Genomic DNA, 15,401 nt, shown 5'->3' on the forward strand with positions numbered 1-15,401 from the left:
CTGCAAAAAAATTGCAGTACAGGCGCATTTTTTTGAATTGGCCCAATCTCACCCCGCCCGGCAAACTCCCCCCACGAAACCCTGCGGTTTCCATCTCTCCACGGACGGAGCCCCTTGTGCTATTGCAACCGCAATACGAGGCCCAGGCCAACTCGGATGGGCTTTCTTTTTAACCAGAAAAACCACAGATTCCGATTACCTACATGTCTGCCTCGCGTTCCGAAAGTCGTCTGCAGCGGCTGTTGCCAGCGCCCCTGAATATTCCCCCCAAAGAATGGTTGCGTGCCGGTATCGGCGCGCTGCTCGGCCTGTTCCTCGCCGGCTGGCTGACCAGCATGGCCTATGGCCCCGGCATCGCCTTGCACCTGCTCGGCCCGCTGGCGGCTTCGGCCGTGCTGGTGTTCGCCGTGCACTCCGGCCCGTTGGCCCAGCCCTGGCCGGTGCTGGGCAGCTACGCCCTGGCTGGCGCGGTCGGCCTGGCCATGCGCCAGGGCTTCGGCCCGGAGTTGTGGGTGGCCGCCGCCGCCCTGGGTATCTCGATCCTGGTGATGTGCCTGCTGCGCTGCCTGCACCCACCGGGTGGCGGGGTGGCGGTGAGTGCGGTGCTGGCCGACGCGGGGCTGACCGCCATGGGCGACCACCTGCTGGAGCCGGTGCTGCTCAACGCGCTGATCCTGGTAACGGTGGCGATCCTCTACAACCGCCTCACCGGCGTGCGCTACCCGAAAAGCGTGGTGCCGCGCAGGGACCTGCACCACACCCATGACCCGCTGCCCAGCGAGCGGGTTGGCATCCGCGGGGAAGACCTGGACCAGGCCCTGGAAGAACTGGGCGAGTTCGTCGACGTCACCCGTGACGAACTGGAACGCATCATCCTGGCCACCGAGCAACACGCCCTGCAGCGCAGCCTCGGCGGCATCACGGCCGCGTCGGTGATGTCCCGCGACGTGCAGTTCGCTACGCCCGATACCACCCTGGAGCAGGCCTGGAAGATGCTGGCCAGCCACCACCTGAAAACCCTGCCGGTGCTGCAACAGGGCAAGCTGGTGGGCATCGTCAGCCTCAGCGACCTGGTCGGCCCGGCCATGCAGCGTGGCCGCTTCGGTTGGCGCGGGTTGTTCGGCCGCAAGGTGGTGCGCATGGAGCAAGTGATGAGCCGCCGGGTAATCAGCGTCAGCAGCCAGCATCCGCTGGAGCGCTTGCTGCCATTGCTGTGCGAGCAGGGCCTGCATTGCCTGCCGGTGCTCGATGCCGACCAGTTGGTGGGGGTGATCACTCAGACCGACCTGATCGCCGGCCTCAAGCGCCAGCTGCTCAGCAAAGCCGAGGTTTCAGATAACCGGGTCCCAGCGTTGTGACCAGTCGCTGGCGCCGGCGGCCACCAGCCGGCGCAGGATGGCGAAGGCCTGTTGCAGGGCTTCGCTGTCGCGTTTGCGCGGGTACACCAGGAAGGTCGGGTAGGTGAACTCTGGTGCCTGCGGTACCCGCTCGAACACCCCGCAGTCCAGATAGGCCTGCACCACCCGCGTGCGGAAGTAGCCACTGCCGCCCTGGTCGAGTATGAACTGCAAGGCCAAAGGGCCCAGGTTGAAGCTCAGCGCCGGGCGCGCACAGTCGGGCAGGGCGGCATCGTGCTGGCGACGGAAGGCCTCGCCCCAGTCGATATAGATGTACGGGTCTGGCTGGTCGACCCGGCGCACACGTATCAGCTTCTCCTCCATCAACTGCTCCACCTGCAGGCCCGGACCGTAGGTCGGCTGGTAGACCAGCGCGGCGTCCAGCAGGCCCATCTCGACCTTGCGCAGCAGCGATTCGCCGTCGCTCACCTCGCTGCGGATGGCATGGCTGGGCAGCTCGCGGTGCAGGGCACTGACCCAGTCGAGCATCATCGGGTTGCCCAGGCTCACCTCACCGCCCACGTGCAGCACTTGCTGGCAGCCTTCGGGCAGCGGCAGGTCGCGGCGCGCCGCTTCCCAGGTTTGTACCATCTGGTTGGCGTAACTGACGAATGCCTCGCCATCACTGGTCAGGCTGGCGCCGTTACGGCTACGCACGAACAGCTGACAGCCCAGTTGCTGCTCCAGGCGCTGCACCCGTGCGGTGATCGCCGTCTGGGACACGAACAGGCGTTCGGCGGCGGCGACCAGGCTGCCGCAACGCACGATTTCCAGGAAGGTACGGGCCTGATCGATGTCCATGAGCTGCTCGGTGGCTGAAGGGGTGGCCTATTCTAGAAGCTTTGCACCGTTGTGGGGCGTTCTCTGCAAATTTGCAGGTCGGTTGTGACTTTAGTCCCATGGCGGCGCGGGTGTAGCGGTCCATACTCAAGTTTCGCCCTTCAATAACAACAAGTACCGGGTTTCTTTCGATATGAGCTACCAGCACAGCTACGCCCATTCCATTTCCGACCCTGCCGCGTTCTGGGCGGAACAGGCCGCGCACCTGGCCTGGCACCGCAAGCCTGCCCTCACGCTGCAAGACAATGCCGACGGTACCCACCGCTGGTTTGCCGATGGCCGCCTTAACAGCTGCTACCTGGCCCTGGATCACCAGATCGAGCAGGGCCGTGGCGAGCAGTTGGCGCTGATCTACGATTCGCCGGTGACCGGCGTACAGCAGGCCTACACCTACCATCAGCTGCGTGACGAAGTGGCGCGTCTGGCCGGTTTGTTGCGCCAGCTGGGGGTGAACAAGGGCGATGGCGTGATCATCTACATGCCCATGGTGCCGCAGGCGGCCATGGCCATGCTGGCCTGCGCGCGGATTGGCGCAGTGCACTCGGTGGTGTTCGGTGGCTTTGCCGCCAACGAGCTGGCCTTGCGCATCGACGATGCCCGGCCGACGCTGCTGCTGACGGCGTCCTGCGGGCTGGAGTTCGACCGGGTAATCGAATACAAGCCGCTGGTCGACCGAGCCCTGCAACTGGCCCGCCACCAGCCGCGCAACGTGCTGGTGCTGCAGCGGCCGCAGGCGCGTGCCCAGTTGCAGCCAGGCCGTGACCTGGACTGGCAGGCGGCATTGGCCAAGGCCGAGCCGGTGCCACCGGTGGAACTGGATGCGGGCGACCCGCTGTACATCATGTATACCTCTGGCACCACCGGCAAACCCAAGGGCATCGTGCGGGAAAACGGCGGCAATGCCGTGGCACTGTGCTACGCCATGCGCCATATCTACGGCATGCAGGCTGGTGATGTGTGGTGGGGCATATCCGACGTGGGCTGGGTGGTTGGCCATTCACTGATCGTCTATGGGCCGCTGATGAGCGGCTGCACCACGGTCTTCTACGAAGGCAAGCCGATCCGTACCCCGGATGCCTCGGCCTACTGGCGGGTGGTGGAGCAATACAAGGTCAACGCGTTGTTCTGCGCGCCCACCGCCATGCGCGCCATCCGCAAGGAAGACCCGGAGGGTGAGCTGATCCGCAAGCACGACCTGAGCTCGCTGCGCCAGTTGTTCCTGGCGGGCGAAAAACTGGATTCCAGCACCCACGAATGGCTGGAACGGGTCAGTGGCAAGCCGGTGCACGACCATTGGTGGCAGACCGAGACCGGCTGGCCGGTCACCGCGCCCTGTGTGGGGCTGGAAGGCAGCGCGGCGAAGCCGGGGTCGAGCAACCGGGCGGTGCCGGGCTATAACGTGTGCGTGCTGGATGACGAGGGCCACTTGCTGGGGCCTAACCACCAGGGCTCGATCGTCATCGCCCTGCCATTGCCGCCCGGGTGCAGCCAGACGCTGTGGGGCGACCACGAGCGTTACCTGCAGGCTTACCTGCGTACCTACCCGGGGTATTACCACACCGGCGATGGCGGCTATCTGGACGAAGACGGCTTCGTCTACATCATGGGGCGCACGGATGACGTGATCAACGTGTCCGGGCACCGGCTGTCCACCGGCGAGATGGAGGACCTGGTGGCGCGCCATCCGGCGGTGGCCGAGTGCGCGGTGATTGGCGTGCATGACGAGATCAAGGGGCAGGTGCCGTTGGCCCTGGTGGTGCTCAAGGATGGCGAGGGCATTGCCGAAGCGCAGCTGCTGGTGGACCTGGTGGGCAGCGTGCGCGAGGAGATTGGCGCATTGGCGTGCTTCAACCGGGTGCGGCTGGTGAAGCGCTTGCCCAAGACCCGCTCCGGGAAGATTCTGCGGGCGGTGCTGCGCAAGATTGCCGACGGGCAGGACTATGTACCGCCTTCGACCCTGGATGACCCGGCGGTGCTGGGGGAGATCGAGGCGGTGCTGGCGGATTTGCCCAGGGCGGGTTGATGTTTTGACTTGCCGGCCTCTTCGCGGGTAAACCCGCTCCCACAGGTATTGCACAGTTCTCAAGGCCTGTGACATCCCTGTGGGAGCGGGTTTACCCGCGAAGAGGCCGGCCCAGGCAATACAGTTCTAGGGCCCTACCTGATGCAGCTGCCCCAACCGGCTACGGGTACGCATCAGGTCGGCAAGCGGCCCGCCCAGGCTCTCTTCCAGTGGGCGTCTGCCGATCACCATCACCTGCCGATCCTGGTCATACAGCACATCCACCAGGTTGACGAAGCGCTGCTGCGCCGCCAGCGAACATTCCGACAGGTCATCCAGCCCATCGATGATCCACTCATCGTACTGCCCGGCCAGCACCAGGTAGTCGATCACTGCCGTGGCCTTTTCGCAAAGGTCGTCAAAGCCCAGCACGACCCGCCGACCATCGACGGCCAGTGCGCGCAGCGGGCGCTTGTTCACTTCCAGCATCACCGGTTGCGGTTCGGGCACATTCAGCGCCTGGCGCTGCGCTGCATTGCCCGGCCAGACATAGTGACCCCGGGTAAAGCGCTGATGCTCGCGGTTGGCCGGCAGGCTGCGGAAATCGGTATCGCCACCCACTTCAAGCACTTCCATCGCGCTGTTGATCAGACGAATCACCGGCAGGAACCGCTCGTGGTACAGCGGGTTGGGCAGCAGCCCTTCGGGAGCATAGTTGGACGTTACCAGCAGGAACACGCCGCGGCTGAACAACGCATTGAACAGCCGGGTGAGCAGCATGGCATCGCCAATGTCGTGCACATGGAATTCGTCGAAGCACAGCACCCGACAATCGCCCACCAGCTCGTCGAGGGCCGCGCCCAATGCGTCGTCCAGCGCCCGGTGGCGGTGCACTGCCTGATGCAGGCGGGCAAAGAAGTCATGGAAGTGCAGGCGCCGCTTGGCCTGCACCGGTACGGCCTGGAAAAAACCATCGAGCAGCCAGCTCTTGCCACGGCCCACCGAGCCGTACAGGTACAGGCTACGCGGCTGGCCTTGTTCGAGCTGCGTCAGTTGTTCGGCCATGCAGTGGATCACCCGGCGTTGGCCGTCGCTAAGCTGGTAACCGCGGCTGTGCGCCTTGTCCTCGAACCAGCCGAGCAGTTCGCTCTGGTTGGCGGCGGCGCCGCGCAGGCGTTGGCCAAGCTGGCGTAGCGGGGTAGGGATCCAGGCAGGCAAAAGCAAAGCTCCTTGGGCGATGGCGGGGTAGCGTGCAGCTTGCCCGAGGGCGGCCATTTTGACTAATACAGAAAGTGCGCGGCAATGATCGCCTGACGAGATAGGTAGGCCATGCAGGCGTACAGTAAAGGCAGGAACCGATGCGAGGAGGGCGAGCCATGCACACCGATCTTGATCTGGAGCGTTTCGTCGAGGCGCAGAACCCTGTGTATGGCCAGGTGATGGAGGAGTTGCAGGCCGGGCGCAAGCGCAGCCACTGGATGTGGTACGTGTTCCCGCAACTCGATGGCCTGGGCCACAGCGCCATGGCCGAACGTTATGCGCTGGCCGGCATCGACGAGGCCCGGGCCTACCTGGCTCATCCGCTGCTTGGCCCGCGCCTGGAAGCCTGCGTGACCGCACTGCTGCAGCACGGCGACAAGAGTGCCCGCGAAATCCTCGGTAGCCCCGACCATCTCAAGTTGCGCTCGTGCCTGACCCTGTTCGCCCGGGCAGCGCCTGACAATCCGTTGTTCCAGTTTGCGCTGGTGCAATTCTACGACGGTGAGCCGGACGCCCTGACCTTGGCCATGTTGTCGGGTTAGCTCAGGGCTTGTGCTGAAGCTGGCGTTCGATCATGTACTTCACGGCCAGCCGGCGCTCCTTCAGGCGGCGCAGGTCTTCATCCTCGAAGTTGCCCGCCGAGATCGACTCGGCGGCCAGCACCTGGTTGTCGATGTCCATGTACTCGTCCAGCAGCCGGTCCAGCTCCCTGTCCTCCTGACGGCGCTGCTGGACGATTTCGCGCGGGTAGTGCAAGTCCTGGTAAAGATCGTGGGAAACAGGCATGGGGTCCTCCTTGGTCGATGCAGTTGGCTCATCTGATTGGAAGGGAGGAATGCGAATGTGTTGAAGCGAAGCGGGGAGAAAACGACGGATGGTCGCTGCGCCAACCGCGAAAATGACTAACTCGCTGTTTTTTGGTAATTTTTTTTCATCAGGGGGTTCACAGACCGAAAGTTTGTTGTTAAAGTGCCGCGCATTCCAAGACAACAACCCAGTTGTCACTCAGTTGGAATTGTCAGAGCAGCAAACGCTGCATCCGATACAGGGGCGTCGCCAAGCGGTAAGGCAGCAGGTTTTGATCCTGCCATGCGTTGGTTCGAATCCAGCCGCCCCTGCCATTTTCCTGCTTCAAACGTATCTCGGTCCGGTGCTTGGAAAGACAAGCGCTGGGCTTTGTCGTTTCTGTCTTTTGCATCCATATGCAGTCCTTCCCCCCGCTTTATCACTAATACAAAAAAAGTGGCTTGATGCCAGCACCGTGATGCCACCTCACTGCTACGCTCAGTTCAGCAGACTTCGACAAGGATAATAAGGTGACGGAGCGTTCCCTGGCCGCCCTGTTGGGCCTTATGTTGAGCAGTGGTGCCATGGCGACGGACTTCCTGGTGGAGGTACGGGTGCTGGTGCAGCGCGGCTGCATGCTGGTCAACCAGCCCCGCGATGCCGGTGCACAGGCGCTGGGGCGGATCGACATGGGCGCTGCTGCGCGGCTGGATGGCCCTGGCGCGCCGCTCAGCGGCGTTCTGTTGAGCCAGCGCCCGCCACGCCTGGAGTGCAATCCCGACACCCCGTACCAGGTCCGCGTCGACGGTGGTCAGCATGGCGGCGTCGGCGAGCTGCGTTTCCTGGCCAGCGACGATGACAAGGCCAGGCCCATCCCTTATCGCCTTTACCGCGACGCCGCCTGGCGCGAACCGTTGGCGGTGAATGTGGCGCATTCGGCGCGGGTGCCGGACAGCGGCTCGGTCGAGCTGCCGCTGTATGCACGGATCGACAAGCTGGCCTGGGTACCGCACGCAGGTAGGTATGCCGACCTGCTCAAAGTCACCGTCACCTGGTAGGGATGCCAACATGCACAAGGACGCGACCCCATGAACCGCACCTCGATCCTGCTGCTTACCTTGGGCCCGCTGCTGGTGCCCGGCGGTGCCGCGCATGGCACCAGCACCGGTTTCATCCAGGCGCGGCTGGTAATCAGCGCGGCTTGCCAGGTCAGCAGCAACGAGACGCAACCGACAGTGGTGGGCAACCCGGGGGTGCTGGACTTCGGCGAGCGCGGTCCGCACTGGGACCAACCGCTGCGTAGCCAGGTCGATGATGTGAGCGGCGAGGGCAGCCTGCAGATCAGCTGCACGCCCGAAGTGCGGGCGTTCAACGTGCGTATCAACGGTGGCCTGAATGGCAGTGACGGCATACGGCGCCTGAGTAACGGCCGCGAGCTGATCCCCTATCAGCTGGCGATCGACCCGGGCGGCAACAGCCGCTACGGCATCGGCCAGGCGCGTGCCTTCACCATCAGCAGTACCCGGCAGATACCGATCCCCATCTACGGTGTGGTAGTGGCGCAACCGCGCGCGCTGCCGGCCGGGCTGTACCGTGACACCCTCAGGGTGACCCTGGACTGGTAACGACGCAAGGAGACTTCGATGCGAATGAACCTCTCACGCTGCATCCTCGCCGGTCTGGGCCTGGCGCTGGCTTCCCAGGCCCAGGCCGCCACGACCGGGACCATCGACTCGACGCTGACCTTGACCGCGGCGTGCCAGGTCAATGGCAGCTCAGGCACCTCGGGGGTGAGCTTTGGTACCCTGGACTTCGGCACCAAGGATGCCCTGTTCACCACTGCCGACGCCCAGGTAATCGGCGGCGGCGGAGGGGCGATGAGCATTCTCTGTTCGGCCGGCACGGTACCGGTGATCCGTGTCAGGGGCGGCCTCCACGATGGCCAGTCGGCCGGGGGCAACCGTGCGCTGGCGGATGGCGCCGGCAACTTCGTGCCGTATGACTTCTACACCGATGCCGGGCACACGCAGGTGCTGGCCATCGACGGCACCATCACCTTGCCGACCAGCAGCGGCGCGGCCCAGACCGTCAACCTGTATGGCCAGGCGCGTGGCAAGGCCGGCCTGCCGGCGGGGGCGTATACCGACACAGTGTCCGTCGAGCTGTCGTTCTGAGTCATGCGCAGCTGGCTGGCGGGCGGCCTGAGCGGCCTCGGCGTGCTGCTGGCCGCACCTCTGGATGCGGCGACCACCAGCAGTTTCATGGTGACGGCGCAGATCGTTGCCGGGTGCCTGGTGGTCGGCGGCGTCAGCAACTACGGGACGCTGAACTATGGCACGCAGTCAGCGCTGGCCACCGGTGTCCTCGGCACCTCGCTGGGCGGTACCACGGTGACCTTTCAGTGCACCCCGGGGGTGGCCTTGAGCATGAGTGTGGATGGCGGACAGAACAGTTCCAGCGGCACACGCAACCTCAAGCGCACGGGCGGCACGCAGGTGCTGGCATACCAGTTGTACCGGGACGCGGCTTACAGCCAGAGCCTGGGGATCGGCCAGAGCGTGGCCGTGAGCTACACCGACCCGACGGCGATCAAGCTGCCGGTGTACGGCCGGCTCCAGCTGAGCGGTACGCTGCCGGCAGGGACCTATACCGATGTAGTGCAGATGACGGTGACCTGGTGAATACATCGGCACCAACGACCAGTATCCAAGGAGAGCTTCATGGGGGCAGGCGCGAAGTGGGCGCGTGGATTGATCGGTGCGTTGTGGCTGGCGAGCCTGCCGGCCGGGGCCGCCACCTCGGTGCTGATCTGGCCGATCGACCCGGTGCTGGAGGCTGACCAGAAGGCCGGCGCACTATGGCTGGAAAACCGCGGCACTGCACCGGCCAACCTGCAGGTGCGGGTGTTCGCCTGGCGCCAGGGTGACTATCAGGAACAGTACCAGGCGCAGCGCGAGATCATCGGCAGCCCGCCGGTGGCCAACATCGCCCCCGGGCAGAAGCAACTGATCCGCCTGACCCGCACCGGCCCCTCGCCAGTCGGCCAGGAGCAGGCCTACCGCATCATCATCGACGAAATCCCGCCCGCCATCCCCGTCGACAAGGCCGAGCCCGGTACCACTGCGGCGATCCGCCTGCAGATGCGCTACTCGGTGCCCCTGTTCGTCTACGGCGAAGGCCTGTGGGGCAAGGCCGACCCTGCGGGCAAGCGCAATGCCGAGGGTGTCGGCAAGCCGCAACTCAGCTGGCGCGCGGTAACCGTGCAGGGCAAGCCCTATGTGGAACTGCGCAACACCGGCCCGGTGCATGCACGCCTGACCGATGTAGTGGTGCAACAGGGCAGCCAGAGCACGCCACTGGCCGAGGGCCTGCTGGGCTATGTGCTGCCGGGGGCCAGCATGCGCTGGCCGGCACCGTTGGCACTGAATGCCGGCAGTGTGCTGAAGGGTAGGTTGAACGGCCAGAGCAGTGCGGACGCCATCCGCCAAAGCCAATGAGCTCGCGCCTGAATGCCGAGCAGGGCCCAGGGAGGACCTGGCAATGGTTGGAAACCGTGTGTGAGGTGGCTGACGGCGGCGATGCACCGCTGGTGCCTGGGGCTGGCCCTGGTCGGCTCTGGCCTGGTGCTGGCCGACGACCTGCCGCCACCGCCTACGGAGCTGTCCGCCATCGCCGACGCCACGCTGTACCTCGAGCTGCTGGTGAACCAGATGCCCAAGGCTGAACTGGTGCCGGTGCAGCAGCGCGCCGGGCAGTTGTACCTGGACAGCGAGGTGTTGCGTGGGGCCGGTGTCTCGCTGCCGGGCAACCCCCAGGGCGAGGTGGCGCTGGAGGCCATCGCGGGGCTGCACGCCGACTACGACAGCCAGAACCAGCGCCTGCTGCTGCAAGTGCCGCCGGCCTGGCTGCCCGACCAGCAACTGGGCGACCGCAACCTGTACACGGCCAGCGATGCGCGCAGCAGTTTCGGCGCGTTGTTCAACTACGACCTGTACCTCAACGACACCGATGACGGCGGCAGCTACCTGGCAGCCTGGAACGAACTGCGCCTGTTCGACAGCTGGGGTACGTTCTCCAGCACCGGGCAGTGGCGCCAGTCGTTCAATGGTGCGCCGGCCGACGACACGCGCCAGGGCTTCTTGCGTTACGACACCACCTGGCGCTTCACCGACGAGCAGCGCCTGCTGACCTACGAAGCCGGTGACCTGGTGACCGGCGCCTTGCCCTGGACCAGCTCGGTGCGGGTCGGTGGCCTGCAGCTATCGCGCGATTTCGCTGTGCGCCCCGACCTGGTCACCTACCCGTTGCCGGCGTTCTCCGGTGAAGCCGCGGTCCCGACCTCGCTGGACCTGTTCATCAATGGCTACAAGTCCAGCACCACCGAGTTGCAGCCGGGCCCCTACACACTGACCAACGTGCCGTTCATCAACGGCGCCGGGGAAGCGGTGGTGGTCACCACCGATGCCCTTGGTCGGCAGGTGTCGACCACTTTGCCGTTCTACGTCACCAGCAGCCTGCTGCAGCAGGGCCTGGCGGATTATTCGGTGGCAGCCGGTAGCCTGCGCCGCGACTACGGAGTGCGCGATTTTGCCTATGGCCCAGGGGTTGCCTCGGCCAGCCTGCGCTACGGGGTCAGCGACATCCTCACCCTGGAGACCCATGCCGAAACTGCCGAATCGCTGATGCTGGGCGGCCTGGGCGGCAACCTGCGCCTGGGCAACTTCGGCGTGCTCAACGCTGCCTTGGCGCAGAGCCGGTTCGACGGCGACAAGGGCCACCAGGTCGCCCTCGGCTACCAATACAACAGCCAGCGCATCGGCTTCAGCTACCAGCGCCTGCAACGCCATGGCGACTACGCCGACCTGACCCGGGTCGACAGCCAGGACATACAGCTGAGCCAGCGCAGCGAACAGGTCACGTTGAGCCTGAACCTGAACGAATACGGCAACATCGGTGCCGGCTACTTCGATGTGCGCGCCGGCGACGGCACGCGTACCCGGCTGATCAACCTGAGCTACAGCAGGCCGCTGTGGGGGAACAGCAGCGTGTACCTGTCGGCCAACCGTGAAGTGGGGGACAGCCAGTGGGCGGTGCAGGCACAACTGGTGATCCCGTTCGACCTGCACGGCACCTTGGCCCTGGGCATGGAGCGCAGCCAGGAAGGCGAGACCTTGCAGCGGGTCAACTACAGCCGCGCGACGCCGGTGGGTGGTGGTTTCGGGTACAACCTGGGTTATGCCGCCGGTAGCGAGCGCGATGCTTACCGCCAGGCCGATGTCACCTGGCGCCTGCAGTCGGTGCAGTTGCAGGCCGGTGTGTATGGCAGCAGTGGCGAAATGACCCGCTGGGCCGACGCCAGTGGTTCGCTGGTGTGGATGGATGCCGGGCTGTTCGCTGCCAACCGTATCGACGATGCCTTCGTGGTGGTCAGCACCGGTGGCTACGCCGATGTGCCGGTGCGCTATGAAAACCAGGAAGTAGGCCGCACCGATGCCGACGGCCACCTGCTGGTGCCGTACGGCAGCGGTTACTACCGCGGCAAGTACGAGATCGACCCCATGGACCTGCCGCCGGACATCCTCGCGCCGGAAGTGGAACAGCGGGTGGCGGTGCGCCGAGGCAGCGGCTACTTGCTGGAGTTCCCGCTCAGGCGCGTGCTGGCGGCCAGTGTCGAACTGGTGGACGCTGACCGGCAGGCGCTCAAGCTGGGCAGCCGTGTCACCCATGCTGAAAGTGGCGGCCAGGCTGTAGTCGGTTGGGATGGCCTGGTGTACCTGGAGAACCTGGCGGCGCATAACCGCCTGCAGGTGGAGCTGGAAGGGGGCGGGCATTGCCAGGTGGCGTTCGACCTGCCTGAAGCGCAAGGCTCGATCCCCTTGATCGGCCCGTTGGTGTGCAAATGACGGCCTGCTGGCGTGGGTTGTGGGCGGGGTTACTGTTACTGCCGGCAGGTTCGGCGTGGGCGCTGTGCTCGTCGGTCGCGACGTCGCCGGCAGCGTTCGGCAGCCTCAGCTCGCGGCAGGTACTCAACACGGTACAAAGCACCTCGACGCTGAACTCGGGGTTACAGTGCAGCGGTTCGCTGCTTACCCTGCTCAGCAGCGATGATCACTTCTACGCCACCATCCTGCCCGCGTCGGGCGGCCTGGTCGGTCCGACGGGCGACGTCATCCCCTACACGCTGTATGCCGACAACAGTACCAACTATCCGCTGACCCGTGGCCAGCCCTACGACTTCGCCCGCAACAGTATCATCGACGTGCTGGGGTTGCTCGGCAGCTCCACGCCCAAGACTGTGCCGATCTACATGCGTACCCAGACTGGCAGCAACGTCGCCGCAGGCCTGTACCAGGAGACCCTGACCGTGGCCTGGAGCTGGAATTACTGTGCGGGAATTGGCCTCGGCGGGCTTTGCGCGGGGCGTGACATCAACTCGGGTAGCCAGAATTTGTACGTGAGCCTGACGGTGACCAACGACTGCCAGATCACCACACCCACTATCAGCTTCTCCAGTGCGCCGGTGGTGGCAGGCTTCGGCACGGTGAGCCAGAGCCTGAGTGTATCGTGCACCAAGGGCAGCAATTACACCGTGGGCCTGGATGACGGCCAGAACGCAGCCAATGGGCGACGGCGGATGAAGTCGGCGGCCAACAACTACCTGGCCTATGACATTTTCAAGGGCGCCGGTGCGGTGCGCTGGGGTTCGGTAGGGGCTGCGCGACGGGCCAGTGCCGATGCCGATGTAAACCCCGGCACGGGTACCGGCACCGGTAGCCAGGTGTTCAACTACAACGCCAAGGTCTACACCGACCAGGCTACACCGCCGGCGGCGACCTATACCGACAGTGTGATTCTGGATGTGCAGTTCTGAGTGCAGGGACCTTGTGGGAGCGGCGGTCCGCGTAACCTGTGGGAGCGGCTTTAGCCGCGAAGAATCCAACGCGGTGCATGGCACCGGCTGCGCCGGTGTTCGCGGCTAAAGCCGCTCCCACAGGGGCCCTGCTAATGCCATGAGTCATGTGCAGTCCTGTGAGAGTCGGCTTGCCGGCGATGGGCCGTTTCAGTCAACGCAAATCGCCAACCATCTTCGCCAATGTCTCCAGCACCGCCCCGGCCAACGCCTTCGAGCGCGCCCCCGACCAGCCGGTGACGGCATCCGGCGCGTCGTCATGGTCCTTGAACGGCATTTCCAGGGTCAGTGACAGGCAGTCATGCGCCATCCCCACCGCATTGCAGGCCAGCGTCGTGTTGGCCTGCCCCGGTTCGTCGCGGGTGTAGCCATGCACCGTCTGGAAGTCGCGGGTCAGGCTGCACAGGGTGCTGCGGAACTGCTCTTCCAGCTTGGCCAGCCGTGGCGTGTAGCCCGGGTTGCCCTCGCAGGCCGCGGTGAATACATGGGGAATCTCCTCATCGCCATGCACGTCGATGAACGCATCCACGCCGTATTGCTTCATCTGCGCCTGGGCGAAGAACACCTCTGGGGTGAGTTCGACACTGGCGTCCTGCCAGGCACGGTTGAGGTCCTTGCCCTTGAAGTTGGTGCGCAGGTGGCCGAGGAAGGCACCGTCGGGGTTCATGTTGGGGATCAGGTACAGGTCGGCCTTGGCCAGCAATTGCTGGATCACCGCGTCGTTGGCCTGCAGGCGGTCGATCACGCCTTCCATGAACCACTCGGCCATGTGTTCGCCCGGGTGTTGCTGGGCAATCAGCCACAGCTTGCGCTTGCCAGCGGCACCGTCACCGGCGCGCAGCAGGGGAATGTCGCGGCCCTGTACGCTGCGGCCATTGGCGAGCAATTCGACCCCTGGCAGTTGCCGGGCACGTTCGATCAGCTGGTTGTGGCGCGCGCGCGGGTAGGGCTCGAAGTAGGCGAACCAGATGTGTGGCTGTTCGGCCTTTACCTCGAACGACAGCGCCGTGCCGTCGAACTGGCTGGGGACGCGGAACCAGGTGTGCTGATCGTAGGAGGCCACGGCGTTGTAGCCGCTCCAGGCATTCTTGTAGGAGGAGCCGGAGGCGTTGTCGAGGCTGAAGCGATGGACCTGGCCCGGCGTCAGCCCGCTGACCTTGAAGTGGAACCACTGGTAGTGGCCGCTGTGGGTGTCCGGGCGGATGGCCAGGTGTACCTGGGCCGGGTTGCTGGCATCCAGCACCTGGATGTTGCCGGAGTCGAAATCGCAGTCGATCTGCAGGGGGGACAGCGTCACGGTCATGTGCCGGGCTCCTTCTGGGGGCTTTGTTGTGAGGCTACTGTACACGGCTTGACAGGGTTGATGCGCGAGATCAGGCGACGCGGGGCGATCTCATATGTTTCCTACAGGCTATTTGAAGAACTGACTCGGCGTGATACCGAACTGGCGCTTGAACATGCTGGCGAAGGCACTGGGGCTGTCATACCCCAGCGTCCCCGCCACATCGATGATCCGCTCGCCCAGGGCGATCCGCTCCAGTGCCTGCATCAGCCGCGCCTGCTGGCGCCACTGGCCGAAGGTCATGCCGGTTTCCTTGCGGAACAGGCGCTGGATGGTCTTTTCGTCCACCCCCAGCTGCTGGCCCCAGTCGGCCAAGGTGGCGTTATCGTCAGGTCGCTCATGCAGCGCCGAGCAGATCGCCTGCAGGCGCTTGTCGCCGGGCTGCGACAGCTTCAGCGGCAAGGTCGGCAGCACGCAGATCTCGTCGAGGATCAGGCGCATCACCCGGGCTTCACGCGAGTCTTCGGCAAACGGCGCGGTAAAGCCTACGGAGGCCTTGATCAGTTCGCTGAGCAACGGCGAGATGCTGATGGCCTTGCTCTGCACGGGCAACAGCACTGCCGCGTCGGTGCGCACGAACACGCTGCGCATCTTCACATCGCCCACGCAGCGGATCGCGTGCACCTGGCCGCAGGGCATCCAGACGCCGCGGCTGGGGGGCACGGTCCAGCGTTCGTTCCCGGACTCGACGATCATCAGGCCTTTGGTGGCATAGATCAGTTGGTGCTTGGCATGGCTGTGGGGCTCGATGAACCAGTCGGTCGGGTAGTCCGTCGCACGGCTGCCCACTTCCCAGGTCCACTCATCGACCTCCACCAGCAATTCCCGCTGCGGCTTTAGCATTTCGACCTCTTGTACAGGCAG

General features: G+C 64.9%; 15 protein-coding genes and 1 tRNA gene. 11 read left to right on the forward strand and 5 right to left on the reverse strand.

Features of this window, described 5'->3' with window-relative positions:
- The first annotated feature begins 203 nt into the window (after nucleotides 1-203).
- Nucleotides 204-1,358 carry an HPP family protein gene (locus tag M2S36_RS01105; RefSeq protein WP_233687862.1) on the forward strand — a complete coding sequence of 385 codons (1,155 nt, stop codon included), beginning with the start codon at nucleotides 204-206 and terminating at the stop codon, nucleotides 1,356-1,358.
- Here M2S36_RS01105 and M2S36_RS01110 read toward each other — a convergent pair.
- Entirely contained in the window at nucleotides 1,332-2,198 is an 867-nt protein-coding gene (locus M2S36_RS01110) for a LysR family transcriptional regulator (RefSeq protein ID WP_207835312.1), read from the reverse strand. The two genes, M2S36_RS01105 and M2S36_RS01110, sit on opposite strands and share 27 nt — an antisense overlap.
- A gap of 172 nt (nucleotides 2,199-2,370) precedes the next feature.
- On the opposite strand from M2S36_RS01110, the gene M2S36_RS01115 reads away from it, so the two are divergent.
- Nucleotides 2,371-4,260, forward strand: coding sequence for a propionyl-CoA synthetase (locus tag M2S36_RS01115; protein ID WP_333956560.1), 1,890 nt, complete (start codon nucleotides 2,371-2,373; stop codon nucleotides 4,258-4,260).
- Nucleotides 4,261-4,386: 126 nt separating this feature from the next.
- Here M2S36_RS01115 and zapE read toward each other — a convergent pair whose 3' ends face one another.
- The gene (gene zapE, locus M2S36_RS01120) at nucleotides 4,387-5,457 is read right to left on the reverse strand and encodes a cell division protein ZapE (RefSeq protein WP_333956561.1); all 1,071 of its coding nucleotides are present in this window, start codon (nucleotides 5,455-5,457) and stop codon (nucleotides 4,387-4,389) included.
- Nucleotides 5,458-5,615: 158 nt separating this feature from the next.
- Between zapE and M2S36_RS01125 the strand changes: the two genes are divergently transcribed.
- A complete protein-coding gene (locus M2S36_RS01125) occupies nucleotides 5,616-6,041 on the forward strand; it encodes a DUF1810 domain-containing protein (protein WP_207835325.1) in 426 nt (141 codons plus the stop codon).
- A 1-nt stretch (nucleotide 6,042) separates the two neighbouring features.
- Here the strand turns inward: M2S36_RS01125 and M2S36_RS01130 are convergent, their stop codons facing one another.
- A complete protein-coding gene (locus M2S36_RS01130) occupies nucleotides 6,043-6,285 on the reverse strand; it encodes a DUF465 domain-containing protein (RefSeq protein ID WP_207835327.1) in 243 nt (80 codons plus the stop codon).
- A 260-nt stretch (nucleotides 6,286-6,545) separates the two neighbouring features.
- On the opposite strand from M2S36_RS01130, the gene M2S36_RS01135 reads away from it, so the two are divergent.
- The 8 genes from M2S36_RS01135 to M2S36_RS01170 all read left to right on the forward strand — a co-directional run bounded on the left by M2S36_RS01135 (nucleotide 6,546) and on the right by M2S36_RS01170 (nucleotide 13,156).
- A tRNA-Gln gene (locus M2S36_RS01135) sits at nucleotides 6,546-6,620 on the forward strand.
- Nucleotides 6,621-6,815: 195 nt separating this feature from the next.
- Nucleotides 6,816-7,343, forward strand: coding sequence for a Csu type fimbrial protein (locus M2S36_RS01140; RefSeq protein ID WP_233687891.1), 528 nt, complete (start codon nucleotides 6,816-6,818; stop codon nucleotides 7,341-7,343).
- A 30-nt stretch (nucleotides 7,344-7,373) separates the two neighbouring features.
- On the forward strand, nucleotides 7,374-7,910 hold the full coding sequence (locus M2S36_RS01145; protein ID WP_063914045.1) for a Csu type fimbrial protein: 537 nt from the start codon (nucleotides 7,374-7,376) through the stop codon (nucleotides 7,908-7,910).
- 18 nt (nucleotides 7,911-7,928) lie between these two features.
- Complete coding sequence (locus tag M2S36_RS01150) at nucleotides 7,929-8,459, forward strand: Csu type fimbrial protein (protein WP_207835375.1); 531 nt, start codon at nucleotides 7,929-7,931, stop codon at nucleotides 8,457-8,459.
- A 3-nt stretch (nucleotides 8,460-8,462) separates the two neighbouring features.
- Nucleotides 8,463-8,966, forward strand: a complete 504-nt coding sequence (locus M2S36_RS01155) for a Csu type fimbrial protein (protein WP_333956562.1) — start codon at nucleotides 8,463-8,465, stop codon at nucleotides 8,964-8,966.
- Between the two features lie 39 nt (nucleotides 8,967-9,005).
- Complete coding sequence (locus M2S36_RS01160; protein WP_207835379.1) at nucleotides 9,006-9,782, forward strand: fimbrial biogenesis chaperone; 777 nt, start codon at nucleotides 9,006-9,008, stop codon at nucleotides 9,780-9,782.
- 81 nt (nucleotides 9,783-9,863) lie between these two features.
- Nucleotides 9,864-12,188, forward strand: a complete 2,325-nt coding sequence (locus M2S36_RS01165; RefSeq protein ID WP_241106795.1) for a fimbria/pilus outer membrane usher protein — start codon at nucleotides 9,864-9,866, stop codon at nucleotides 12,186-12,188.
- The gene (locus M2S36_RS01170; protein ID WP_333956563.1) at nucleotides 12,185-13,156 is read left to right on the forward strand and encodes a Csu type fimbrial protein; all 972 of its coding nucleotides are present in this window, start codon (nucleotides 12,185-12,187) and stop codon (nucleotides 13,154-13,156) included. The genes M2S36_RS01165 and M2S36_RS01170 overlap by 4 nt, the downstream gene beginning before the upstream one ends.
- A 193-nt stretch (nucleotides 13,157-13,349) precedes the next feature.
- Here the strand turns inward: M2S36_RS01170 and M2S36_RS01175 are convergent, their stop codons facing one another.
- Both M2S36_RS01175 and M2S36_RS01180 read right to left on the reverse strand, forming a co-directional pair.
- Entirely contained in the window at nucleotides 13,350-14,498 is a 1,149-nt protein-coding gene (locus tag M2S36_RS01175; protein ID WP_063914050.1) for a M14 family metallopeptidase, read from the reverse strand.
- A gap of 108 nt (nucleotides 14,499-14,606) precedes the next feature.
- Nucleotides 14,607-15,380 (reverse strand): AraC family transcriptional regulator, encoded by a 774-nt coding sequence (locus M2S36_RS01180; protein WP_207835381.1) that lies wholly within the window; start codon nucleotides 15,378-15,380, stop codon nucleotides 14,607-14,609.
- Nucleotides 15,381-15,401: the final 21 nt, after the last annotated feature.

Origin of the sequence: Pseudomonas sp. SF2 (assembly GCF_036858055.1) — a bacterium.
In the GTDB taxonomy this organism is placed as follows: Bacteria; Pseudomonadota; Gammaproteobacteria; order Pseudomonadales; family Pseudomonadaceae; genus Aquipseudomonas.

Excerpts from the sequence above, each read along its gene's own strand:
- M2S36_RS01105 (WP_233687862.1), top strand. The coding sequence starts at position 204 with ATGTCTGCCTCGCGTTCCGAAAGTCGTCTGCAGCGGCTGTTGCCAGCG.
- M2S36_RS01110 (WP_207835312.1), bottom strand. The coding sequence starts at position 2,198 with ATGGACATCGATCAGGCCCGTACCTTCCTGGAAATCGTGCGTTGCGGC.
- M2S36_RS01115 (WP_333956560.1), top strand. The coding sequence starts at position 2,371 with ATGAGCTACCAGCACAGCTACGCCCATTCCATTTCCGACCCTGCCGCG.
- M2S36_RS01125 (WP_207835325.1), top strand. The coding sequence starts at position 5,616 with ATGCACACCGATCTTGATCTGGAGCGTTTCGTCGAGGCGCAGAACCCT.
- M2S36_RS01130 (WP_207835327.1), bottom strand. The coding sequence starts at position 6,285 with ATGCCTGTTTCCCACGATCTTTACCAGGACTTGCACTACCCGCGCGAA.
- M2S36_RS01145 (WP_063914045.1), top strand. The coding sequence starts at position 7,374 with ATGAACCGCACCTCGATCCTGCTGCTTACCTTGGGCCCGCTGCTGGTG.
- M2S36_RS01150 (WP_207835375.1), top strand. The coding sequence starts at position 7,929 with ATGCGAATGAACCTCTCACGCTGCATCCTCGCCGGTCTGGGCCTGGCG.
- M2S36_RS01155 (WP_333956562.1), top strand. The coding sequence starts at position 8,463 with ATGCGCAGCTGGCTGGCGGGCGGCCTGAGCGGCCTCGGCGTGCTGCTG.
- M2S36_RS01160 (WP_207835379.1), top strand. The coding sequence starts at position 9,006 with ATGGGGGCAGGCGCGAAGTGGGCGCGTGGATTGATCGGTGCGTTGTGG.
- M2S36_RS01165 (WP_241106795.1), top strand. The coding sequence starts at position 9,864 with ATGCACCGCTGGTGCCTGGGGCTGGCCCTGGTCGGCTCTGGCCTGGTG.
- M2S36_RS01170 (WP_333956563.1), top strand. The coding sequence starts at position 12,185 with ATGACGGCCTGCTGGCGTGGGTTGTGGGCGGGGTTACTGTTACTGCCG.
- M2S36_RS01175 (WP_063914050.1), bottom strand. The coding sequence starts at position 14,498 with ATGACCGTGACGCTGTCCCCCCTGCAGATCGACTGCGATTTCGACTCC.
- M2S36_RS01180 (WP_207835381.1), bottom strand. The coding sequence starts at position 15,380 with ATGCTAAAGCCGCAGCGGGAATTGCTGGTGGAGGTCGATGAGTGGACC.